The sequence below is a fragment of the Bradyrhizobium sp. genome, from assembly GCF_035935975.1.
Taxonomy (GTDB): domain Bacteria; phylum Pseudomonadota; class Alphaproteobacteria; order Rhizobiales; family Xanthobacteraceae; genus Bradyrhizobium.
Genome location: NZ_DASYWN010000044.1, coordinates 114,990 through 137,141, shown reverse-complemented (window position 1 = coordinate 137,141; position 22,152 = coordinate 114,990). Strand labels below are relative to the sequence as shown.

Sequence of the window (22,152 nt, the reverse complement as noted above, 5' to 3'; positions counted from 1 at the left end):
GCTTCCTCCGGTGCCGCTGTTCGCTAGAGACCGAGCACGGCCTTGGCGATGATGTTGCGCTGTATCTCGTTGGATCCGCCGTAGATGGAGAGCTTGCGCGCGTTGAGGTACTTCTCCGATGCGGTGTGACCGTAATCCGGTCCCGGCATGAAGTGATTGGCGCTCACCGGATGCTCGCGGATAGCGAGCCCGTAGTTGCCGATCGCACGGTGGGTCAGCTCGGTGATGTCCTGGAAGATCTCGGTGCCGCGGATCTTGAACAGCGAGGCCGCCGGCCCCGGATCGATGCCACGGGCCATTTGCGCGACGACGCGCAGCTCGGTTGCCTCCAGTGCCAGCACGTCGAGCTCGACGCGGGCGATGTCCTTGATGAATTCGAGGTGGGCCGGATCGTCTTGCGGGATCTCCGCCTCGACAATCGCTTTCAGCTTCGCGACGTAGCGTGTCGAGCGGCCGATGCCCGCCATGCTGGTGCGCTCATTGCCGAGCAGGAACTTGGCGTAGGTCCAGCCCTTGTTCTCCTCGCCGATCAGGTTTTCGACGGGCACGCGGACGTTTTCGAGGAAGACGTCATTGACCTCATGCGAACCGTCGATGGTGATGATCGGCCGCACGGTGACGCCCGGCGACTTCATGTCGATCAGCAGGAACGAAATCCCGGATTGCGGCTTTGCGGCCGGATCGGTCCGCACCAGGCAGAAGATCCAGTCGGCGTGCTGCGCGAGCGTCGTCCAGGTCTTGTGACCGTTGACGATGTAATAGTCTCTGTCGCGCACCGCCTTGGTGCGCACGGTGGCGAGGTCCGAGCCCGATCCCGGCTCCGAATAGCCCTGGCACCACCAGTCCTCGCCCGAGAGAATCCGCGGCAAAAACTTCTGCTTCTGGGCCTCGTTCCCGAACGTATAGATAACCGGGCCGACCATGGTGACACTGAACGCCAGTGGCGGCATCGTGCCGGCGCGCGTGGTCTCCTGCTCGAAGATGAAGCGGCGGGTGATGGACCAGCCGGGCCCGCCATATTCCTTGGGCCAGAGCGGCGCGATCCAGCCCTTCTTGTTGAGGATGCGATGCCACAGCAGCATCTGCTCCTTGGAAAGGTCGGTCTCCGGATTAGGGACGCGCATTTCGGCCGGATAGTTGTCCTTGATGAAGGCGCGGACTTCGTCGCGAAACGTTGCGTCTTCCGGGGATAGCGCGAGCTCCATGGGACGCGCTCCCTACCACTTTTCGCCGAAGGGACGGATCTCGAGCTCGAATGTCCAGGCGCTCTTGGGTTGCTGGTAGAGCTGCCAATAGGACGTCGCCACCGACGCCGGCGGCATCAGCAGGTCCGGATTATCGAGTGCATCGGGGCCGAGCGCTTCGAGCCGGCGCTGGCGCACCCATTCGGTATCGACCCCGGAATCGATGATGAGGTGGGCGACATGGATGTTCTTCGGGCCGAGCTCGCGCGCCATCGCCTGGGCGACGGCCCGCAGGCCGAACTTCGCGCTGGCGAAGGCGGCATAGCCGGAGCCACCGCGCAAGCTTGCGGTCGCACCGGTGAAGAAAATGTTGCCACCTCCGCGCGCCGTCATGAGCCGGGCGGCCTCGCGACCGGCGAGAAAGCCGGAATAACAGGCCATTTCCCAGACCTTCCGGAACACACGCTCGGTGGTCTCGAGGATCGGGAAGTTGACGTTGGCACCGATGTTGAAGATGCAGACCTCGAGCGGCGCGTGCTTGTCGGCGTCACTCAGGAAGGAGACGATCTCTTCCTCTTTGCGCGCATCGAGCGAACGGGCGTGGATCTCGCCGCCGGCAGCCTCGATATCCCTAACGAGTGGTGCAAGCTTGTCGCCATTGCGGCGGCCGGCGAACACCGTGAAGCCTTCGGAGGCGAATTTCTTCGCGATCTCGCCGCCAATGAAGTCGCCGGCGCCAATCACCGCAACGGTCCGGTTTCTCTTCTGCATGTGACTTCTCCAGCTTCGTGAAATGTTGGGGCGATCTCGCCCGCTTCAGTTGCGCAGCGATTCCGCCAGCTTGTGCTTCAGCAACTTGCCCGTCGACGTGGCCGGCAGCGCGTCCATCAGGATAATCTCGGACGGCCGCTTGTAGGAGGTGAGCTCCGGCGCGACATGAGCCATCACGTCCTGCGCGGTGGTCGACGAGCCCTTGAGGAGCTGGACGAAGGCCACGATCTCCTCGTTGCCCGGGACCGTCCGCCCGACCACTGCGCATTGCACCACGTCAGGATGGGTGCTCAGTACCGCCTCGATCTCCGCCGGATAGACGTTGAAGCCTGAGCGAATGATCATCTCCTTGGTACGCCCAACGATGAACATCGCATCGCCCTCAAAGCGCGCAAGGTCGCCGGTGTTGAACCACCCTTCAGGGTCGATCGCTTTCGCGGTGAGGTCCGGCGCGCGATAATAGCCGCGCATCACGTTCGGTCCGCGGACATGCAGTTCGCCGATGTCGCCATTTGTCACGATGGTGCCGTCACGCGCCACGATCCGGGCCTCGATACCCGGCACCAAGACGCCGACCGAATTGTCGTTGCGCGGCGCTTCGGGCCGCACGCCGGAAATTCCGGGCGAACATTCGGTGATGCCAAAGGCGTTGCCGAGCGGAAGACCGAGCTCCTTCTCGACGCGGGCCTTGAGCTCGAGGTCGAGCGGGGCGCCGGCGACGCTCATCAGGCGCAGCGCGCCGCGCTCCAGCTTCGGCAAGCCCGCCATCTGCTTGTATTCCAACAGGCGCTGATAGGTGGCGGGCACGCCGTTCAGCAGCGTGACGCCTTCCTCGGCCAGTGCCTTGGCCAACGCTGCCGGGTTGTATTTGGTGACCAGCCGGGTGATGCCACCGACCATCAGCGTCATCGTCAACAGCGAGATGCCGACGATATGCGAGATCGGCAGCACGCAATACTGAACGTCATCCGCCGTCATGCTCCGCAGATTGGCCGTGGTCCTTGCCGAAAACAGCAGGTTGCGATGCGTGAGCATGACGCCCTTCGGGGTACCGGTCGTACCGGACGTGTAGATGAGCACCGCAACTTGCCGTGCGCCGTCCGCCTCGACCGGCTCGGCCTGCGTGCCCTGATTCAGGGGAGACACTCCGATGCCGTGGAGCGGCCCGACATCCTGAAGCGGCGCGTCGTAACGCGTCGCATGCGCGGCCGCCTCTTCGGAGACCTTTGCCGTAAAGAACATGCGCCGGGCGCCGCTGTGATCCCTGATCTGATCGAGCTCGCGCGGCGACAGCCGCGGGTTCGCGACAATGGCCCATGCGTCGAGGCGGCTTGCGGCAAACAGCAGGCAGGCAAGCGAAATCGAGTTCTCGCTGACGATCATCATGCGATCGCCGGCACGAATGCCGAGCCCCCGGAGCGCCTCCGCGGTCGCGCCAAGCGCCTGGTCAAGTTGGCGATAAGTCAGGACTGCATTGTCTTCGATCAGTGCCGTCCGGTCGGGCGTGGAGGCGACAAAGGGATCCATCACCTCGTGGATGCGTTGCGGCAATGCACTCGTAATCTCGGCTGCAGCCTGCTGCCAGTTTGCCAATGACACCTCCCGTTGAAAGGCCCTTTGCGGGCTCGGTTTCGTTCCAGATGCGTCCGCGCGATCAGGCGCTCTTGCGCCGCTCCGAGCCCAATTGCGTGAGGATTTCGTCCTCGACGTCGCGCAGGCTGTCCTTGCCGAAGTAGATCTCGTTGCCGACGAAGAAGGTGGGAGAGCCAAACGTGCCGCGCGCCACTGCGTTGCTGGTATCCTCGATCAGCTTTTTCTTGACGTCGTCCTGCTGAGCCCGGGCCGCGATGCGATCGATATCCAGCCCCGATGACAGGAACGCTTCGCGAAAGACCTGGGTGTCGTCCATCTTCTTGGGTTCCACCCACATGTGATGATACGCCGCGCGAAAGTAGGGCTCGAACAACCCCTCGAATTCAGCCGCAACGGCACCGCGCATCAGCGCGAGCGTGTTCACCGGGAAGAACGGGTTCATCTTGAATGCCGCGATGCCGTGACGGCGCAGGAAACGCTCGGTCTCGAGCGCATTGTATTCCGGCTTGTTCTTGATCCCGCGCAGCGACTCCGCGGGCGACAAGTTGCCGGTCGCCTTGTAGACGCCGCCGAGCAGCACCGGCACGTAATCGAACTTGACCCCGGTTCGCCGCTCGATGGCGGGCAGCGCAAGCTCGGCCAGGTAAGCGTTGGGGCTGCCGAAATCGAAGTGGAACTCGACCTTGAGCGGAGCAGCCATGGAACGCCCTTCCCTTCGATGGCCGCGATTGTTCGCCGCCTGATTGATCGTGGTGCGAGTGTTAGGGTTCTATTTTAGAACTGTCAATATGACAGTCATCATTCAAACGAAGCGCGGCTGCCGGAAAACACCTCATCCTATTGAAATGTAGTGAGTTCTAATTTAGAATTTATTTTTGAAAGTGCCGCAGATTCGTTGGAGACGTTGATGAAATGGGATGCTCTCGAAGAGGAGCCGTGCTCGCTCGCCCGCACGGTGGCGGTCATCGGTGACCGCTGGAGCCTGCTCATCTTGCGCGAATGTTTTCTTCGGGTCCGCAGATTTGACGAGTTTCAGTCATCGCTCGGCGTGACCAGACATCTGCTTGCCGACCGGCTGAAGAAGCTCGTCCGCTTCGGCGTGCTTCGCAAAGCTCCCTATCAGGACGCACCCAAGCGCTACGAATATATCCTGACGCAGAAGGGTCTCGACCTCTATCCGATCATCATGTCGATCGTGCACTGGGGCAACGTCCACATGGTCGACTCGCGCGGACGACCGATGCTGCACGAACACAAGAGCTGCCACAAGATGTTCGATCCCGTCATGGTCTGCTCGGAGTGTGGCGAGCCGCTGGCGGCAAAGGCGGTACATGTTCATCCAGGCCCCGGCGCGCGGAAGCCTGCACGCGCCGGTGGGAGCGCTCCATAGTCGCGAGTTCATTCTTCGCAGACGCGACACCGCCAGACTCACCACGCCTTGGCTCACGAAGGCAACTTATCGCCTCTCCGCTGGGTCGGCGAACGACCTGCAAAATCGGCGGCCTTCCCATGGCTTGGAAGCGCATTTGATCGCGGCGGCCTCGAACATCCCGATATCGCGATCGACGGGCCGCAATCCGATCATTCGGGCTCATCTTCAGATACTCACCGCGATCGGCGCTGTAAGCTGTGGTGTTGAGCAACGCCAGGCACTGCCCCATAAGCCCTGTTGGGCCCGAACCAGGGAGCCGCCCCGCCAGGGAGCTGGAGGCCCATTCTGCCTGCTGGCGTCAACTCGCAGTCGTTCAGCACGTCCCTATCGGGATATTGCGCCTGAAACGAAGCTGGATTTTGAGTCGCCCATGTCGGGCACTGGGCACTTGCAGGGCTTATCGCGCCAATCGACATGATCGCGGCAATGATGGAAGTCCTGAATCCAATCATAGTCGTACTCCGAACGGCTGTTGTTTTCGTGCGGAGCATTCGCGCTAGAGCATTTTCCAATCAGCCTGGCTCGTAACCTGCGGCTTTGAAGTAGTTGACGCATTCGTTCGGAGTGAAGAGATCGACGATGCGCCCGATAGCGTTCCAGAGGCCGTCGACTGAGCGTGCGGCGGCTTTGCGCAGAAGTGCCTTGAGTTTGGCGAAGGCGTTTTCGATGGGATTGAAGTCTGGGCTGTAGGGCGGGAGGTAGAGCAGTTTTGCGCCCGCCGTCTCGATCGCCTCGCGAACCTGCGAGCCCTTGTGGCTTGAGAGGTTATCCATGATGACGATGTCCCCGGGCTTGAGCTCCGGCACCAGCACTTGGTCGATATAGGCTTGGAACGCATCGCGATTGATCGGCCCGTCGAGCACCATGGGCGCCATCATGCCTGACAGACGCAGGCCCGCGACGAAGGTCGTCGTCTTCCAGTGCCCATGGGGGATCGCGGCGAGCAGCCTTTCACCCTTCGGAGCGCGTCCCCGTCGGCGCGCCATGTTCGTCGAAGCCCAGGTCTTATCGATAAAAACAAGGCGCTCCGGATCGAGATCAGGCCGGCCGTCGAACCAGTCCTGCCGCCGCTTCACCACATCCGGGCGCTCCTGCTCGGAGGCATGCGCCGACTTTTTTTGAGCGTGATCCGGTGGCGGTCGAAGAAGCGCCAGAGCGTCCCGATGCCGAAGGAAAGTCCTTGCTCGGCCAGCTTCGCTTGAACCTCGGCGATTGTGATGTCTTTCGTCTGCTCGACAATGCCCAGGATCAGCGCGGCATGGGCCTCGATCCGTCCCGAGCGTCGATCGCCGCCTTGCCGCTTCGGCCTGGCATCACCGACATCACGCTCAAGAGCGCACCAGCGGATCGCGCTCGCGGCGCTTACTCCAAAACGTTCCGCCGCCTGACGTCGCGACATCCCGTCGGCCACCGCGGCAATCACACGGTCTCGAAGATCAATCGAAAGCGCCTTCGCCATCCATGCCGGCCTCCGATCCAGCACCAAGCTTGAATCAGATATACGTCGCCTTGGGAATCCCTCTCGATTCAATCAGACCGGAAAATGCTCTAGCTGGAATCAGCTGCTCTGTTGAAAGCGTTTCCCTCGAACTTTTTCTTGGACAAGGATCAGGTAGGTACGCGTTCGAGAAAAGACACGCAGTGGAAAATCACGGCTGCGCGAACGGCAAATCGGTAGGCTCACCGTTGCGTGACCCGCACTCGGATCCACGCATGTCTGAAGTCGGGAATACCGTGACAGTGCACTCAACGAGTCCGGCCGTTTCGCGGGTTCGAAGGCTCATGAATCGAGCGCACTGTCAGCGCAGTTGCCGATTCTAGATCATGCGCGGAGGCTGTCGAGACGAGCCGCCGAAAACCTCCTCCTTTCGCGTTCGGTAGATGGTGACGACCTCCCGGCACGCCTTGACATTCAACCGATGGAAATCGATCTTCAATTGATCCAGCTCGCCAGCGGTTATCCGGTAGTTGGCAGCACCCAGGAACAGCAGCGCCATCGTGGTGGGCCATGAGAAATCGAGAGACTTGGCCAAGATCAACACCGGCTCGCGATCCTTCTCGATCAATGCCCGTTCCGCGACATCTATCGGAAGCCGACAGAGCAACGACAGAGCGACGGTGGTCTCGTTGAACTTGAGAGAGTGCGCAAGTTCGAAGACCTTGTCTTCTGTCAATTCGCCTCTCTCATGCAGTTTTGCCACCGTGCGTTTCGCCGTGAAGTAATCCTTCGACGCCGGGCCAAACCTGGCATGAATAGCCCCGGTGACATCAACGACGACGCGATGGACCTGATTTTCGATATCCGGACGCTCCCTCTTCAGCTTTTGCCGCACCTCTTCAGAGGCTTTGGCGATCAACTGATGGAAGAGATGTCGAGGAATATCCTTTCGAAGTCCCACCGATTCAGCGAGGATCGAATCCCCTTCCGACCGCCGCACCAGGTGCAGGAATCCGGATTTGGAGAAATTCGCCCCAGCATTTGATGCGACCGAGGTTACGACCTCGGGAGTTCCCCGCACCACCAGGACATCGGTCACCGCTTCCGGGACCGTTTGTCGCTTGGAGATTGCAAGCAAATGTTGCTGGCTCTTGTTCTTGGCACACGCAATCAATGTCTCGGTGTCAAGGCGCTCCGACTGAGTGAGAATCGGCCATGCGACATCGATGCAGTCGTCGCCTGCCATCTGCCGGGTCAACGCATAGGGCGCATTTGAGCTGCATGCGAGCTTTCCTGCGAGCTTCGCCCGCGCGCTCGCCTCAATCTCCTGCGCGAGACGACCGATGACCTCACCGAAAGTCCAGATCTGCTCCTCGGAATAAGTGCCGGCGATCAGGATATCAGCCGCATGCCAGAGCGCACGCAGACAACTCTCGGGATTTCCTCTCGCGACTGCTTCGTCCAACTCGGCCAAGAATGACGCTGTAGCGGCCATTGATGCCCTCGCAGTTTGAAAATAATCGAACGACAAAAGCGGAATTTCAAAGCAATGGCCGATGACACCTCTCAGACCTGAACGCGCAGTAAAAGCATTACAGCCGCCTTGGATCGGGCATAAGGTCCGCCTAATCGGATCGATCCAATTTTAGGTATTGCCTGACTTGGAGGAAGCCGGCGCCGTCAACAACCCGCCCAAGCGCCGAAATCGGCGAGAGGATGAACGCCGCTATGATGGGCGCGACCTTTCCGCCAACTCACGAGGACGATCGGCGCGGCGGAACGGGCGGTACGACCTTCAGGTTCGCAAGATCCTGGAGGCGCAACCGAAATGCGATGGGATATTTCTCGGGGTCTACGTTCTCCTCGGGTTCGGTCGATCTCCAGGCATAGAAGCAGATTGAACAGCCGAAGATGGTCCAAACGCCGGCAACGGAAGATTTGGCGATCGTCGCGATTGTACCCGATCGGCACCGCGGGCATGCGGTCGGAGCAACTCGAACGCTGGACTCCGTCATTTGCGCATCTCCTTCACCAGGCCCAAGAGCTTCGTTTGCCACTGATCGGTGCCAAGCGGCCTGTCCAGCTCTTCGCCGTAATCGCCGCGGACATCCGGCGCGACGGGCGTGGTGGCATCGATGATCATCTTGGTAACGATGCCTCCCGGGCTGCACGCCGGATCCAACAGATTCTCCGCGAGGTTCGGGATGGTTACAATATCGCCCGCCGGATTGACCTTCACGGACATTGCCCACATCACCTGGTTCAGATCGAACGGATCGACGTTTTCGTCGACGACGATCACCAGTTTGGCGTATCCGAGACCGTGTGTCGTGGTGAGGACGCGCAAGCCCACATATTTGGCAAAACCGCCGTAGCGGATTCTGGTCGAGACGACGACCACCAGACCATGCGTGTAGAGTGCATTGACCGCGACGACCTCGGGAAAGGTCGACTTGATTTGAAGGAAGATCGGCGCGCTGGTCGTCATGGCTTGCAGGAAATCGATCTCGGTCCAGGGCCGGCCCACATAGACCGCGTCGTAAACAGGGTCCTTTCGGTGCGACACCCGATCGATCTCGATCACAGGGTATTTGTGACACCCCGAGTAGTAGCCGGGGAATTCGCCGAACGGCCCCTCGGTCTCGCGCTGTCCGCAGAGCACGCGCCCTTCCAGCACGTATTCGGAGCCCCAGGGAATATCCAGGCCCTTGGACGTCTTCACGACCCGGTATGGCGCACCTTGCATCACCGCCGCCATCTTGTACTCGAGCTGATTATACAACAGCGGTGTGGCGCCCATCAGCGTAATGATGGGTTCATTTCCCAGCGCGATCGCAACCGGCAGGTCCTCCCCCCGCTCTTCCGCGTGAGCCATGTGGATCGCAATGTCATGTTGCGGCACGGTCTGGATTCCCAGGCGGTTTCGTCCCTTCACCTGCAGGCGATATATTCCGACGTTCTCGACATCATCGTTGTTCCAGTCGTCAAGATCGCGGCTGATCGTGCAAGCCTTGTCGATAAAATGGCCGCCGTCGCCACGATTGAGACGAAAGAGCGGCAGAAGCTCATAGAGATTCACATCCTTGTCGACGACAACTTCCTGCCAGGGCGCGTTCTCGACGCGCTCCAGCGTGCCCGGATAAAGCTGGAAACGCCGCACGAATTCGAAAAACTGGTCCCGCATGCTGGCGTCCTTGTCCATGCCGAGCGCGAGAGCATGATTGGACCATGATCCATGTACATTCAGCGCTACCCGAGCACTGCTGAAGCCCGCGATGTTGTCGAAGACAATTGCGGGACTTTGTTCACCGATCTGCGCGATGGCGCAGGCTGCGGCCGCCATATCAGGCTCGGGGAGAACCTGATCATGGATGCGCAGCAATTGCCGCTCCTGCTCGAGCACCGACAGGAATTCACGAAGGTCCTTGTAGGCTCGCATCGTCGCCCCACTCTGCTGAAACGGGTTTCAAGCTGACCTCAAAGCGGCAATCTGCCTTTGCCAACGTGGGAGCACGGCTCCGGGATCGTGTAGCGCAAAGGTCACTCCGGTCGTCACGGTTGCGTAGGGCGCCACATGGTGACGTACCGTTTCAGCTTCTGCTTCGAAGAACGCCAACGGCACCTCCGGAGAGGAATGAGCAAGCCGCCGACAGCGGAGCCTCAACTCGCACATGCCCCCATCGAGCGAAAGTGCAATCGCCAGCCGCCCGTCGCGTTCAAGATTGGACGTCATGCTCGATTGCGGGAACAGCGCAAGGCGGATGCGGCCGGAGGGCGTCACCAGCATGTCGCCGGCACTGAGCAGAGCGGCGTGAGGCCATCCGTCGGCATCGACCGTCGACAGACGCAGCGCCTGCGTTTTCGTGAGCAGTTCGGTGCCATCGAGATAGCGCGCCAGCGCATCAGGGATCCCGCCGCTGCTCGCTGGAGCCATGTAAGTGTGCTCGGCTTCCTTCATTTCGTACCTCCTCCGCCAGCAATGACCCGCGGTTCTACGGAAAGTGAAGGCGGTTCGGTGGCCCGACGCATTCCGTCCCATCGCTTGAGTTTCGGAAACTCCAGCCCAAAAAGGTCCAGTACGCGGCCGATCGTGTGATCGACGAGATCATCGATGGTTTGCGGATTGCCATAGAACGCCGGCACGGGCGGCGCGATGATCGCGCCCATGCGGCTCAGCGCCAACATATTCTCGAGATGAATGTCGTTGAGCGGTGTCTCCCGGGTCAGCAAAACCAGACGACGCCGCTCCTTCAGCGTCACGTCGGCCGCCCGAACAATCAGTTCGTCAGCAAATCCATAACGGATTGCCGCCAGCGTCTTCATGCTGCACGGCGCGATGATCATGCCGTCGTGGCGAAATGAACCGCTTGCGATCGATGCACCCTGGTTATCGCGTGAATGAGCGACTGAGGCGGTGGATGCAAGCTCGCGGGCAGAAAGCCCGGTTTCCTTGGCAATCGTTACTTCAGCCCACCGGCTCAGAACCAGATGGGTCTCTACGTTCAATTCGCGAAGCACGGCGAGCAGGCGTGCACCGTACACGGCACCGGTCGCTCCTGTCATTGCAACGACAACACGCATCGCCGCGGTACTCCTGAAGGAGCCCCGTCGCGACCGGCTCCTGGGAAACGAAAAATCATACAATTTCACGTGGCAAATTGCAACGGCGCTACCATTGATGCATTTCGGCCGAGACAGGCGGATGTGACGTTCTTCAGGTTCGGCGCTCCGCCCACTCACGCATCGATCAATGTGCCTCTCGCGTCGACGTCCGCCTCACCAAGGTGCGACAAACGCGATCGAACTCAAACGAAAACGCAGCAAATTCAATGAAGCTGATTGATATCCTGCCGCTCATAACGGTCTGGTTGCAGGTTCGAGTCCTGCCGGGCCCATCTTCATTGCTCTCAGCGCGACTACTGCACCAGATACGTCTTGCGCAAGAGATGGCGATCATCTCGGTGAGATAGATCACCCCTACGCCGTTGCCCGACTCAAGTCTTTGCTTGCAGCTCTGCGCCTGCTCAACAAGCGCGCGATCGGGCGAGACAAGGCTTCGGCCAGCAGGCCGTTGACCGCTGTGGTAAGCTCGGCAATGCTACGCACAGTCCAAGACCCCGCCCCCGGCCGGGGCATCCCAGGTTTCTGATCGGCTTCGAGGGCAGCACGTTGATCGCGTACCGATGCAGCCGCCTGCGCAACCGCTGCACGAAGTGCGGAAAAAGAGGTGCTCGTCACCGACTGTGGAAGGCTTTGCCTGCATCGCAAGCGCATCAACCTCTCCACCGTGCTGGCCGGACAAAAACTTGGCATCAGGGAGGTCGACGACGGCATTTGGCTCGTCAGCTTCATGCACTATGATCTGGGATACTTCGATCTGGAGCAGAAAACCTTGCAGCCCCTCGACAACCCGTTCGGCACGAGGTCGTCACCCACGTCTTAGGTACGACCAGTTACCCACGTCTTCGGCCTGGACAGGGGAAAGATGGTAGCGGGAGAGGGACTCGAACCCCCGACCCCAGGATTATGATTCCCGTGCTCTAACCAGCTGAGCTACCCCGCCACAGGGTCGCGAACGGCGCAACGGCCGATCTCGCGAACGCGCGGCATATAAGGAAGGGGGCGGCGGGAAGTCAAGCAAGGTGGCACCGATTGATGGGGGGATTTCGCAGGCGAAATCGCGTCGTTTGGGGCCGAACTCGCCCGTTTTCGCGCACCAGACTCGCGGAGAGTCCCTCTCACCCGGAAATCTGCGCTCTCGTGCGGATTTCCGGCCTCTCCCCGCATCCGACTTCGCCAAGGCTTCCGCCTTCGCTGAAGCTTCGGCGGACAAGTCGGCGGGACAAGCTATTTCGGCTTGACGGTCTGGTCGCCGCCGGGGCTGCCGGGGGGCGGGATGACGGGCATGGCGCCGTCGGTGGAGGGCGCCGGGGCGTGCATGTCGGGGTCCACGCCGGAGGGCGGGCACAGCACGCCGTCGGATTTGGCCAGCTTGTCGCCGAGCGGTTCCCGGGACTGGCCGGTGGTGGTGCCGTCGGGCGTCGTGGCGCGGTTCGGGCGGTCCTGCGGCATGCAATTGGCGGCGTGCTGGGCCGATGGCGGCGCGGTCGCTTGCGGCGGCGTCGCAGGGAGCGGCGGGGCCTGCGCGATCGCGGCGCCTGAGGCGGCGATCAGGAGGCAGGCCAGGATGATGTTTGATGTCGTGCGCATGGGAGGGGAACGCACGGGTTGGGGGCGATGTTCCCGGGCGCATCGCGATGTGATTGGGCTGAAGCAGTTCCCCCGTCATTGCGAGCGGAGCGACTTGTCCGCCGAAGCCTTTGGCGAAGGCGGAAGCAATCCAGACTGCCTCCGCGGTGGATTCTGGATTGCTTCGTCGCTTCGCTCCTCGCAATGACGGAGGAAACTCGCGAGATATCGCTGGTGGAGAGACCCCCTCCCCAACCCTGCCCGCAAGCGGGAGAGGGAGCGCATCGTTCGTGACGTTTGCAGCTACGCCTTGTGATAGCGGATCAGCGAGAAGTGGCCCATCGGCGGCATGGGGCGGCGCTCGGTGAGCGTGACGCCGCCGTGTTTGTTTGCCCAGTTGACGAGGCGCTGCCATGGGAATTCCGGGCGCCAGCCGAGGCGGCGGGCGAGCGGGGCGAAGGCGAGCTCGGAGAGTTTGCGAAAGCCCTTTTCCGCGCCGATGTGGTTGACGAGGATCAGCTCGCCGCCGGGCTTGAGCACGCGCACGAACTCGTCGAGCGTGCCTTCGGGATCGGGCACGGCGGTGATGACGTATTGCGCGACCACCGCGTCGAAGAAGTTCGAGGGGAAGGCGAGGTTCTTGGCGTCCATCACCGAGAGCACTTCGACATTGGAGAGGCGCAAGCTCCGCACGCGTTGCTGCGCCTTGCGCAGCATCGGCTCGGAAATGTCGACGCCGCAGACCTTCGTGGTGCGCGAATAGTCCGACAGCGACAGGCCGGTGCCGACGCCGACATCGAGGATACGGCCGCCGATGCGGTCGGCCTCCGCGATGGTCGATTGCCGTCCGGCGTCGAAGACCTTGCCGAACACGAGATCGTAGACCGGCGCCCAGCGGCCATAGGCCTTCTCGACCCCGGCCCGCGAGATGTCTGCTGCCATGCCCCCTGCCCTGCCCCGGATACTCTACTGGTAATGATGTGAAACGATCATTCTCGCGGTAGCAGGTGGGGCCGATCCGGGCAAGTTCAGCCGCGCACGGCTTCCGCGAGCGGGCGGGATGTCGCGGCGGAGACCTTCGCCGCAGCGCTCTGGATGAAGCCGCCGCCGAGCACGCGCGCCTGGCCGCTGGGCGCATCGTAGAACACGCAGGCCTGGCCGGGCGAGACGCCCTCTTCGCCGGCGACGAGCTCGACTTCGTAGTGACCGTTGGCGCCGCGCAGCCAGGCCGGCTGGGGGCTGCGGGTCGAGCGCACGCGGACGAACAGCTCGAGGCCGCCTCCGATGGCGCGGTCGATGTCGCCGCCGCCGATCCAGTTGACGTCGCGCAAGGCGATGCGGTGCATCTTCAGCGCATCGCGCGGGCCGACGACGACGCGGCGATTGGCGGCATCGAGGCGCACCACGAACAGCGGCGAGCCGGAGGCGATGCCGAGGCCGCGGCGCTGGCCGACGGTGAAATTGGCGATGCCGTGATGCTGGCCGAGCACGCGGCCGTCGAGATCGACGATGTCGCCGGGATCCATCGCGTTCGGACGCAGGCGGGTGATGATGTCGGTGTAGCGGCCCGTCGGCACGAAGCAGATGTCCTGGCTGTCGTGCTTGTCGGCGACGCTAAGGCCATAGCGGCGCGCGAGCTCGCGCGTCTCGGGCTTGGTCATGTCGCCGAGCGGGAAGCGCAGGAAGTCGAGCTGCTCCTGCGTGGTCGCGAACAGGAAATAGCTCTGGTCGCGATCGGCATCCGCAGCGCAGACCAGCGCGCGCGAGCCGTCGTCGCGACGGCGCGAGGCGACGTAATGGCCGGTGGCGAGCGCCTGCGCGCCGAGCTCGCGGGCGGTTTTCAGGAGGTCGCGGAATTTGACGCTGCGGTTGCACTCGATGCAGGGCACCGGCGTCTCGCCGAGCGCGTAGCTGTCGGCGAAATTGTCGATGACGGACTCGCGGAAGCGGTCCTCATAGTCGAGCACGTAATGGGGAATGCCGAGCTTGGCCGCGACGTCGCGGGCGTCGTGGATGTCCTGGCCGGCGCAGCAGGCGCCCTTGCGATGGGTGGCCGCGCCATGGTCGTAGAGCTGCAGCGTGATGCCGACGACGTCGTAGCCCTCGGCCTTCAACAGCGCAGCCGTCGTCGAGGAATCGACACCGCCCGACATGGCGACGACGACCCTGGTGTCCTCAGGACGGCCTTCGAGATCCAGACTGTTGAGCATGGGCTTCTTGTGACGGCGGCGTTGTTCGGTCCGCGATGAATGCTTCTGGCCGGGACATAAGCAATCCCCGGGAACTTCGGTTCCCCCGGGGGCACGACGGCCCGGTCGAAAGCGGCTGAAAGCTGCCTCATTAATATAGGCGGCATTCCGGTGAAGCAATCGCAGGGCAGGTCAGCTTAGGGCAATTCTTGCCGGGACCGGCAGAAATGGCGGGGTACCAGGCTGCTCTGCAGCAGGGGCATCGATTCAATAAGTCATTGATATAATTAAATAAAATTTCTCCGCACAGCGCTGGCCCGCTCCTTGCTCCCCTCATGCCGAAGATGTTGGCATGAGGTCGCCTGTGGTCGGTGTTTCGTCAGATGTAGCTGTCAGCGCGCATGCGTCGAGCGCGAGCCCGAAGCCTGTGCGGTCGCAAGCGGCGAAGGACACGACCGACTCGTTCGGATCGCTGGTGGACAGCAACACCCAGGCGATCAGCAACACCACCCAGGACACCGCGCCGCGCCGGACCGATTCGGCGAATTCGTCTTCCGCCTCCGACCGCAGCACGCGCGACACTTCCTCCACCGACACCTCCTCGCAGAGCAAGGCGAGCGACACCGCCGACAATTCCGCGCCGGCCACGAACGACACCACGAGCGAAGCGGCGGCCGATCCGGCCAAGGGTGAGACCAAGACGACCAAAACCAAGGACAAGTCCGAGACGTCGGACGCCAAGTCGGCGGACAAGTCCGACGAGAGCAAGAGCGACAAGACCGCCGACGGTCTCGCCGCCGCCGTCGATGCCGCGGGCACCGCCCAAGCCGACGCGACGCAGGCCGTGGCGCCCGATCCGAATGCCGTCGCGGTCGCAGCACCGGTCGTGCCTGTCGATGCGAATGCTGCTGCGACCCAGGCCAGCGACACCGCGTCCTCGCCACTGACGATCGCCGCCGCCGGCATCGCCGCCAGCGCCTCCACCGCGGCGCAGATCGCCGGCACCAAGACCGACAGCGCGACGCCGGGCGACAAGAGTGCCAAGACCGCGAGCGCCAAGGTCGACGCCGATACGACGGCGACGCTCGCCGATACCGCGACCGGCACGACGGACGCGACCGCGACCGATGCCAAGACCGACGCCAAGACCAATGGCGGCCTGATCGCCGCCGTGGACCAGGGCACGCCAAAGACCTCGTTCAAGGCCGCCGCGACCGCGCAACAGCAGACCGACGTCTCCAATATCGGCCAGGACACGAAGGCGAACGCCGCGCAGACGCCGGCGAATGCCAATGCCGCGCACGCGCAGGTCGCAAAGCCGCAGGCCGAGGCCGGCGCGACCGACGCGAAGGCCGATGCGAAGGCCGGCGCCACTGACGCCGCGCCCGCCACGACCACGCACGCGCATGCGGGCGCGCAGGCCGCAGCAACGCAGACCGACACCAGCGCGCAGGCCGCTTCCTCCGTGCAGGCGCCGCTGACCACGACCACCTCGACAGCGACCGCCTCGACCGCAACGCTCACCGCGACCGCGGCCACCTCAACGGCGGTGCCGCTCAACGCCGTGCCGATCGAGATCGCCGCCGCGGCGCGCGCGGGAAAAACCCGCTTCGACATCAGCCTCGATCCGGTCGATCTCGGCCGTATCGACGTCCGCATCAATGTCGACCGCAACGGCCAGGTCACTTCGCATCTCACGGTCGAGAAGCCGGAGACGCTGCAGATGCTGCGGCAGGACGCGCCGCAATTGCAGCGCGCGCTCGACGATGCCGGCCTCAAGACCGGCAGCAACGGGCTGTCCTTCAGCCTGCGCGACCAGAATTCATCGGGCCAGCAATCCGGCCAGAACAACGACAATGGCGGCAATGCCCGCCGGCTGATCATCAGCGAGGACGACAGCGTTCCCGCAGCGCCCGTCGGGCGCGGCTACGGCCGCATGCTCGGATCGAGCAGCGGCGTCGACATCAGAGTGTGAGGAGTATTCGCTTATGACCACCACGAATGCCGCCACCGCCCCCACCGTCGTCTCCGGCACCACCGACGTTCCGAAATCCTCTTCGTCCAGCTCGCTGAGCTCGACGACGGGATCGACGCTCGCCGGCAATTTCCAGACCTTCCTGACGCTGCTGACGACGCAGCTGCAGAACCAGAACCCGCTCGATCCGCTCGACACCAACCAGTTCACCCAGCAGCTGGTGCAGTTCGCCGGCGTCGAGCAGCAGCTCAAGACCAACGATTCGCTGTCCCAGCTCGTCACCCTGCAGCAGACCACGCAGGCGACCCAGGCGCTGGGCTTCGTCGGCAAGACCGCGCTGGTCGACGGCACCACCGCGACCATGACCAAGTCGTCGGCGACCTGGCATCTCAACGTGCCGACGGACTCGACCGTCGACATCACGGTCGCCAATGCCAGCGGCCAGACCGTGTTCACCGGCAAATACACCGCCGCCGCCGGCAGCGACATTCCCTTCACCTGGAACGGTCAGGGCAATGACGGCACGCAATGGCCTGATGGCAAGTACACGATCTCGGCCACCGGCAAGGACGTCGCGAACAACAATGTCGGCATCGCCGCGCAGGTGCAGGGCGTGGTGTCCTCGGTCGACCTGACTCAGTCGCCGCCGCTGCTGACGATCGACGGCGCCAGCTACACGCTGAGCCAGGTCAAGAGCATCATCGCCACCAGCAGCAATTGATGGCGGAACGCTGTAGCAACAGATTTCAGTGTCATCCCCGCGAAGGCGGGGATCCATAGCCACAGGAAGTGGTTGTAGCGCGTAGCCGGTCACTCCGAGTCGTCGTCAAACCCCTTCCTGGGGTTATGGGTCCTCAGATGCGCAATTGCGCATCATAGCTCGCGCTGCGCGCGCCCCGGGACGACAGTTGGGGGCTTTGCGGCGTCAACGCAGGCCCAGTTCGTTAGTAAAGTATTTACCTTCTACCCCGCCTGGCCGGCTGAAACCGTGTTTTCAGCCCTCCGGGCCGGTCGTGTTCCCGCAAGTTTCAACGAGAATTGTATTGAAGCCTTAGGCTTAGCGGATTTTTAAGCCGCCGCGCGTACGGTTACGGCGTGAGTTCAGTGGTTGAGAGTTTGTGAGTACGCCATGACAGAACCCCATCGCCCGAGGGTAAAATACGTCATCGGGCCGGACGGCAGTCCGCTGACGATCGCAGATCTGCCCGCCCCCGGCACCAAACGCTGGGTCATCCGCCGCAAGGCCGAAGTCGTTGCCGCTGTGCGTGGCGGACTTCTCTCCCTTGAGGAGGCCTGCAGCCGTTATACCCTGACGGTCGACGAATTCCTCTCCTGGCAGTTTTCCATCGACCAGCACGGTCTGGCGGGTCTTCGCACCACCCGCATCCAGCAATATCGCCAGTAAGCGACCTGGAAATCTGCTGCTTTTGACGAAAATCGGCCTCGCCCTGCGAGGCCGATTTTTTTCATGTTTTCTTCTGGCATTACTTTTGTCCGATCTCTTAACCCTCGTTAACCATATCGAAACCATCCCCTAGGCAATAATTGCCCAGTCGACCGCTCTGGAATGCGGGTCGAATTGTCGGGGCGGTTGCTTGCAAGGTCTTGCGGACTTCTTAAAAGGTATCGGCGCCGCCCGGTTCGGAGCGATGATCGCGGTCACCGCCGCGCTCATCGGCTTTTTCGCGTTCGTCATCATGCGCGTGACCACGCCGCAGATGACGACGCTGTTCACCGACCTCTCGGTCGAAGATTCGTCCAGCATCATCAAGGACCTGGAGCGCCAGGGCATCCAGTTCGAGATCCGCAATGAGGGCACCATCATCATGGTGCCCAAGGACAAGGTCACCCGCCTGCGGATGAAGCTCGCCGAGGGTGGCCTGCCCAAGGGCGGCGGCGTCGGCTACGAAGTGTTCGACAAGTCGGACGCGCTCGGCACCACCTCCTTCGTCCAGAACATCAATCATCTGCGCGCGCTCGAAGGCGAACTCGCCCGCACCATCCGCGCCATCGACCGCATCCAGGCCGCCCGCGTCCACCTCGTGCTGCCCGAGCGCCCGCTGTTCTCGCGCGAGGCGCCGGAGCCGTCGGCCTCGATCGTGGTCCGCGTCCGCGGCTCGCTCGAAGCCCAGCAGATCCGCGCCATCCGCCACCTCGTCGCCTCCGCCGTCAACGGCCTGAAGCCGCAGCGGGTCTCGATCGTGGACGAGGCCGGCCAGCTGCTCGCCGACGGCGCTCAGACCGATCCGGAGCAGGCGCTCGGCGACGAGCGCCGCACCGCCTTCGAGAAGCGGATGCGCAAGCAGGTCGAGGACATCGTCTCCTCGGTGGTCGGCTCCGGGCGCGCCCGCGTCCAGCTCTCCGCCGATTTCGACTTCAACAAGATCACCCAGACCTCGGACAAGTTCGACCCCGAGGGCCGCGTGCTGCGCTCGAGCCAGACCCGCGAAGAAAGCAGCATGACCGCCGACAACAACGGCCAGGTCACCGTCAACAACGAGCTGCCCGGCAACCAGCAGAACAACGGCGTCGCGGCCAAGGACCAGAGCAAGAAGACCGAAGAGACCAACAATTACGAGATCTCCCGCACCACCAAGACCGAGGTAACCGAGGCCGGCCGGGTCAACCGCATCTCGGTCGCGGTGCTGGTCGACGGCATCTACAGCAAGAACGACAAGGGCGAGCTGGCCTACACGGACCGCACCAAGGAGCAGCTCGACCGGATCGCAGCCCTGGTCCGCTCGGCGATCGGCTTCGACCAGAAGCGCGGCGACCAGGTTGAGGTCGTCAATCTGCGCTTCGCCGACGCGCCCTCCACCGGCCCGATCGGCGAGCCCTCGGGCTTCCTCGGCATGCTGCAGTTCACCAAGGACGACGTCATGTACTTCGTCGAGCTCGGCGTGATGATGCTGCTGGGCCTCGTCGTGATGTTCATGGTGATCCGCCCGCTGGTCAAGCGCATCCTCGCCTCCGACGAAGTCGCCGCCGCCATCTCCGGCGTCCTTACTGGCCCGGCCGCGTCCGAAGAGACCGCGCCCGCCTCCGGCGGCCAGCAGCTCCTGCCGGGCGGTGCCACCAGCGCGATCGACGTCGCCACCATTCAGGGCCAGGTCCACGCCCAGTCCGTTCACCGCGTCGGCGAGCTCGCCGAGCGCAACCCCAACGAAACCGTCGCCATCATCCGCCAGTGGCTCGCAGAGCCCGCCAAGTAACCGAAGCCAATAACTAAAGCCAAGTAACGCAACGCCAAGTGCATCAAGAAGTGATCTGACATGGCCGCCAGTCTGCAAAACGCGAACTCGAACGACATCACCAGCGTGATCTCCACGCTCGGCCAGCGCGCCGGCGACCGCGCCAAGGGCGGCAAGGGCGCCGGGCAGCTGTCCGGCCCGCGGCGCGCCGCGATCCTGATGCTGGCGCTCGGCGAGCAATATGGCGGCAAGATCTGGGGCCTGCTCGACGACGACGAGGTCCGCCAGCTCTCGCTGGAAATGTCCACGCTCGGCACCGTCGAGGTCGACACCGTCGAGGACATGCTGCTCGAATTCGTCTCGCGCATGTCGGCTTCGGGCGCGCTGATGGGCAATTTCGACGCCACCGAGCGGCTGCTGCAGCAGTACCTGCCGCCGGAGCGCGTCAACGGCATCATGGACGAGATCCGCGGCCCCGCGGGGCGCAACATGTGGGAGAAGCTCTCCAACGTGCAGGAAGAGGTTCTCGCCAACTATCTCAAGAACGAATACCCGCAGACCATCGCCGTGGTGCTGTCGAAGCTGAAGTCGGAGCACGCCGCCCGCGTGCTCGGCATCCTCCCCGAGGAGCTCGCGCTCGACGTCGTCAACCGCATGCTGAAGATGGAAGCGGTGCAGAAGGAGGTGATCGAGAGCGTGGAGAAGACGCTGCGCACCGAGTTTATGTCGAACCTGTCGCAGACCCGCCGCCGCGACGCCCACGAGGTGATGGCGGAAATCTTCAACAATTTCGACCGCCAGACCGAAACCCGCTTCATCACCTCGCTGGAAGAGGACAACCGCGAATCCGCCGAGCGCATCAAGGCGCTGATGTTCACCTTCGACGACCTCGTGAAGCTCGATTCCGGTTCGGCCCAGACGCTGATGCGCAACGTCGACAAGGACAAGCTCGGTGTCGCGCTCAAGAGCGCCAACGAGGACGTCCGCAACTTCTTCTTCGGCAACATGTCCTCGCGCGCGGCCAAGATGCTGCAGGACGACATGGCCGCGATGGGACCGGTCCGTCTGCGCGACGTCGACGAGGCCCAGGCGCTGCTGGTCAATCTCGCCAAGGACCTCGCCGCCAAGGGCGAGATCATGCTGACCAAGAACCGCGCTGACGACGAGCTGGTGTACTGATGGCCGCTCCGGCAAAATTCCTGTTCGACACCGACTTCGCGGCGCCCGAGCGCTCGCCGCGCGAGAAGGCCGCGACCGCGGCCGAGATCGCGCAGAAGGTGGCGGAAGCCGAGGCGCGCGCCTATCAGGATGGCTTTGCCGCCGGGCAGCGCGAAGCCAAGGCCGAGAGCGACCGCCGCGTCGCGCTCGCCATGGAAGAGATCAACATCGGCATCCGCGGCGTTGCCTCCGGCATCGGCAACATCGAGACCAGGATGGAGACCGAGGCGGTCGAGGTCGCAATCGCGGTGGCCCGCAAGCTCTGCGCCGACCTCGTCGCAGCCGAGCCGCTCGGCGAGGTCATGGCGCTGGTCAAGGATTGCTTCTCGCATCTGGTCGCGACGCCGCATCTCGTCGTCCGCATCAACGACGCGCTCTATGACGCCGCGCGCGAGAAGATCGAGCGGTTGGCCAAGCAGAGCGGCTTCGAGGGCCGGCTGGTGATCCTGGCCGAACCTGAAATTGCCACCGGCGACTGCCGGATCGAATGGGCCGATGGCGGTGTCGTGCTGGAGCGCAGCGCCATCGCGACCAAGATCGACGAAATGGTCGGACGCTATATCGCGTCCCGCAGGGGGAGCTAAGCCATGAGCGACACCGACGGACAGGTCCCGCTGCCCGATCTCAACGGCCCGATGCCGCCGACCACTGACGTCGGCTACAACGAGGACGAATATGCGGCGCGCGCCGCCGCCGACCTGGAGGCCGTGTTCGACGTGCCGGTGCAGGTCTCGGCCGTGCTCGGCCGCTCCAAGATGGATGTCGGCGAGCTGCTCAAGCTCGGGCCCGGCACCGTGCTGGAGCTCGACCGGCGCGTCGGCGAAGCCATCGACATCTACGTCAACAACAAGCTGGTTGCCCGCGGCGAAGTCGTGCTGGTCGAGGACAAGCTTGGCGTGACCATGACCGAAATCATCAAGACCGAACGCACCTAACACGCAGGGAATGACGCGCGGCAGCGCGACCAGACGG

General features: G+C 63.1%; 21 protein-coding genes, 1 tRNA gene and 1 pseudogene. 9 read left to right on the top strand and 14 right to left on the bottom strand.

What is annotated here, in order from left to right; translation table 11 throughout:
- Positions 1-23: 23 nt before the first annotated feature.
- From VGR99_RS26910 to VGR99_RS26895, 4 genes are read right to left on the bottom strand one after another with little or no spacing between them, the layout of a single operon-like run.
- Positions 24-1,205 (bottom strand): acyl-CoA dehydrogenase family protein, encoded by a 1,182-nt coding sequence (locus VGR99_RS26910; protein WP_326902828.1) that lies wholly within the window; start codon positions 1,203-1,205, stop codon positions 24-26.
- Between the two features lie 12 nt (positions 1,206-1,217).
- On the bottom strand, positions 1,218-1,955 hold the full coding sequence (locus VGR99_RS26905) for an SDR family oxidoreductase (protein WP_326902827.1): 738 nt from the start codon (positions 1,953-1,955) through the stop codon (positions 1,218-1,220).
- 45 nt (positions 1,956-2,000) lie between these two features.
- On the bottom strand, positions 2,001-3,554 hold the full coding sequence (locus tag VGR99_RS26900) for a class I adenylate-forming enzyme family protein (protein ID WP_414645182.1): 1,554 nt from the start codon (positions 3,552-3,554) through the stop codon (positions 2,001-2,003).
- A gap of 55 nt (positions 3,555-3,609) precedes the next feature.
- On the bottom strand, positions 3,610-4,248 hold the full coding sequence (locus tag VGR99_RS26895; RefSeq protein WP_326902824.1) for a 2-hydroxychromene-2-carboxylate isomerase: 639 nt from the start codon (positions 4,246-4,248) through the stop codon (positions 3,610-3,612).
- A gap of 207 nt (positions 4,249-4,455) precedes the next feature.
- On the opposite strand from VGR99_RS26895, the gene VGR99_RS26890 reads away from it, so the two are divergent.
- The gene (locus VGR99_RS26890) at positions 4,456-4,938 is read left to right on the top strand and encodes a helix-turn-helix domain-containing protein (protein ID WP_326902823.1); all 483 of its coding nucleotides are present in this window, start codon (positions 4,456-4,458) and stop codon (positions 4,936-4,938) included.
- Positions 4,939-5,492: 554 nt separating this feature from the next.
- Here the strand turns inward: VGR99_RS26890 and VGR99_RS26885 are convergent.
- The 6 genes from VGR99_RS26885 to VGR99_RS26865 all read right to left on the bottom strand — a co-directional run bounded on the left by VGR99_RS26885 (position 5,493) and on the right by VGR99_RS26865 (position 10,999).
- Positions 5,493-6,439, bottom strand: a protein-coding gene (locus VGR99_RS26885; RefSeq protein WP_326902821.1) for an IS630 family transposase whose coding sequence is annotated in 2 segments (ribosomal slippage) — positions 5,493-6,103 and positions 6,103-6,439 — 948 coding nt in all. Because the reading frame shifts where the segments join, the coding sequence is not laid out codon by codon here.
- Positions 6,440-6,797: 358 nt separating this feature from the next.
- Complete coding sequence (locus VGR99_RS26880) at positions 6,798-7,913, bottom strand: DUF2336 domain-containing protein (protein ID WP_326902820.1); 1,116 nt, start codon at positions 7,911-7,913, stop codon at positions 6,798-6,800.
- 259 nt (positions 7,914-8,172) lie between these two features.
- On the bottom strand, positions 8,173-8,433 hold the full coding sequence (locus VGR99_RS40110; protein ID WP_414645181.1) for a non-oxidative hydroxyarylic acid decarboxylases subunit D: 261 nt from the start codon (positions 8,431-8,433) through the stop codon (positions 8,173-8,175).
- Entirely contained in the window at positions 8,430-9,857 is a 1,428-nt protein-coding gene (locus VGR99_RS26875) for a non-oxidative hydroxyarylic acid decarboxylases subunit C (RefSeq protein WP_326902818.1), read from the bottom strand. The genes VGR99_RS40110 and VGR99_RS26875 overlap by 4 nt, the downstream gene beginning before the upstream one ends.
- A gap of 27 nt (positions 9,858-9,884) precedes the next feature.
- Positions 9,885-10,376: a pyridoxamine 5'-phosphate oxidase family protein gene (locus tag VGR99_RS26870; RefSeq protein WP_326902816.1), complete on the bottom strand. Its 492-nt coding sequence runs from the start codon at positions 10,374-10,376 to the stop codon at positions 9,885-9,887.
- Complete coding sequence (locus VGR99_RS26865; RefSeq protein ID WP_326902814.1) at positions 10,373-10,999, bottom strand: UbiX family flavin prenyltransferase; 627 nt, start codon at positions 10,997-10,999, stop codon at positions 10,373-10,375. Before VGR99_RS26865 ends, VGR99_RS26870 begins: the two co-directional genes overlap by 4 nt.
- 652 nt (positions 11,000-11,651) lie before the next feature.
- On the opposite strand from VGR99_RS26865, the pseudogene VGR99_RS26860 reads away from it, so the two are divergent.
- Positions 11,652-11,861 (top strand): annotated as a pseudogene (locus tag VGR99_RS26860) (IS481 family transposase); the annotation flags it as partial.
- Positions 11,862-11,904: 43 nt separating this feature from the next.
- On the opposite strand, the gene VGR99_RS26855 reads toward VGR99_RS26860, so the two are convergent.
- The 4 genes from VGR99_RS26855 to mnmA form a co-directional block, all read right to left on the bottom strand.
- Positions 11,905-11,981, bottom strand: a tRNA-Met gene (locus VGR99_RS26855).
- Positions 11,982-12,265: 284 nt separating this feature from the next.
- Positions 12,266-12,628, bottom strand: coding sequence for a hypothetical protein (locus tag VGR99_RS26850; RefSeq protein WP_326902810.1), 363 nt, complete (start codon positions 12,626-12,628; stop codon positions 12,266-12,268).
- 282 nt (positions 12,629-12,910) lie between these two features.
- Positions 12,911-13,549, bottom strand: coding sequence for a class I SAM-dependent methyltransferase (locus VGR99_RS26845; protein WP_326902809.1), 639 nt, complete (start codon positions 13,547-13,549; stop codon positions 12,911-12,913).
- An 86-nt stretch (positions 13,550-13,635) separates the two neighbouring features.
- Entirely contained in the window at positions 13,636-14,817 is a 1,182-nt protein-coding gene (gene mnmA, locus VGR99_RS26840; RefSeq protein WP_326902807.1) for a tRNA 2-thiouridine(34) synthase MnmA, read from the bottom strand.
- A 343-nt stretch (positions 14,818-15,160) separates the two neighbouring features.
- Between mnmA and VGR99_RS26835 the strand changes: the two genes are divergently transcribed.
- The 7 genes from VGR99_RS26835 (at position 15,161) to fliN (ending at position 22,115) form a co-directional block, all read left to right on the top strand.
- The gene (locus tag VGR99_RS26835) at positions 15,161-16,771 is read left to right on the top strand and encodes a flagellar hook-length control protein FliK (RefSeq protein ID WP_414645188.1); all 1,611 of its coding nucleotides are present in this window, start codon (positions 15,161-15,163) and stop codon (positions 16,769-16,771) included.
- Between the two features lie 13 nt (positions 16,772-16,784).
- The gene (locus VGR99_RS26830) at positions 16,785-17,492 is read left to right on the top strand and encodes a flagellar hook assembly protein FlgD (protein WP_326902805.1); all 708 of its coding nucleotides are present in this window, start codon (positions 16,785-16,787) and stop codon (positions 17,490-17,492) included.
- Positions 17,493-17,900: 408 nt separating this feature from the next.
- On the top strand, positions 17,901-18,176 hold the full coding sequence (locus tag VGR99_RS26825) for a DUF1153 domain-containing protein (RefSeq protein WP_002714638.1): 276 nt from the start codon (positions 17,901-17,903) through the stop codon (positions 18,174-18,176).
- A 190-nt stretch (positions 18,177-18,366) separates the two neighbouring features.
- On the top strand, positions 18,367-19,983 hold the full coding sequence (gene fliF, locus VGR99_RS26820) for a flagellar basal-body MS-ring/collar protein FliF (protein ID WP_326902703.1): 1,617 nt from the start codon (positions 18,367-18,369) through the stop codon (positions 19,981-19,983).
- Positions 19,984-20,043: 60 nt separating this feature from the next.
- Positions 20,044-21,141: a flagellar motor switch protein FliG gene (gene fliG, locus VGR99_RS26815; RefSeq protein WP_326902702.1), complete on the top strand. Its 1,098-nt coding sequence runs from the start codon at positions 20,044-20,046 to the stop codon at positions 21,139-21,141.
- The gene (locus tag VGR99_RS26810) at positions 21,141-21,764 is read left to right on the top strand and encodes a FliH/SctL family protein (protein WP_326902701.1); all 624 of its coding nucleotides are present in this window, start codon (positions 21,141-21,143) and stop codon (positions 21,762-21,764) included. Before fliG ends, VGR99_RS26810 begins: the two co-directional genes overlap by 1 nt.
- 3 nt (positions 21,765-21,767) lie before the next feature.
- Complete coding sequence (fliN, locus tag VGR99_RS26805) at positions 21,768-22,115, top strand: flagellar motor switch protein FliN (protein WP_326902700.1); 348 nt, start codon at positions 21,768-21,770, stop codon at positions 22,113-22,115.
- Positions 22,116-22,152 lie beyond the last annotated feature (37 nt).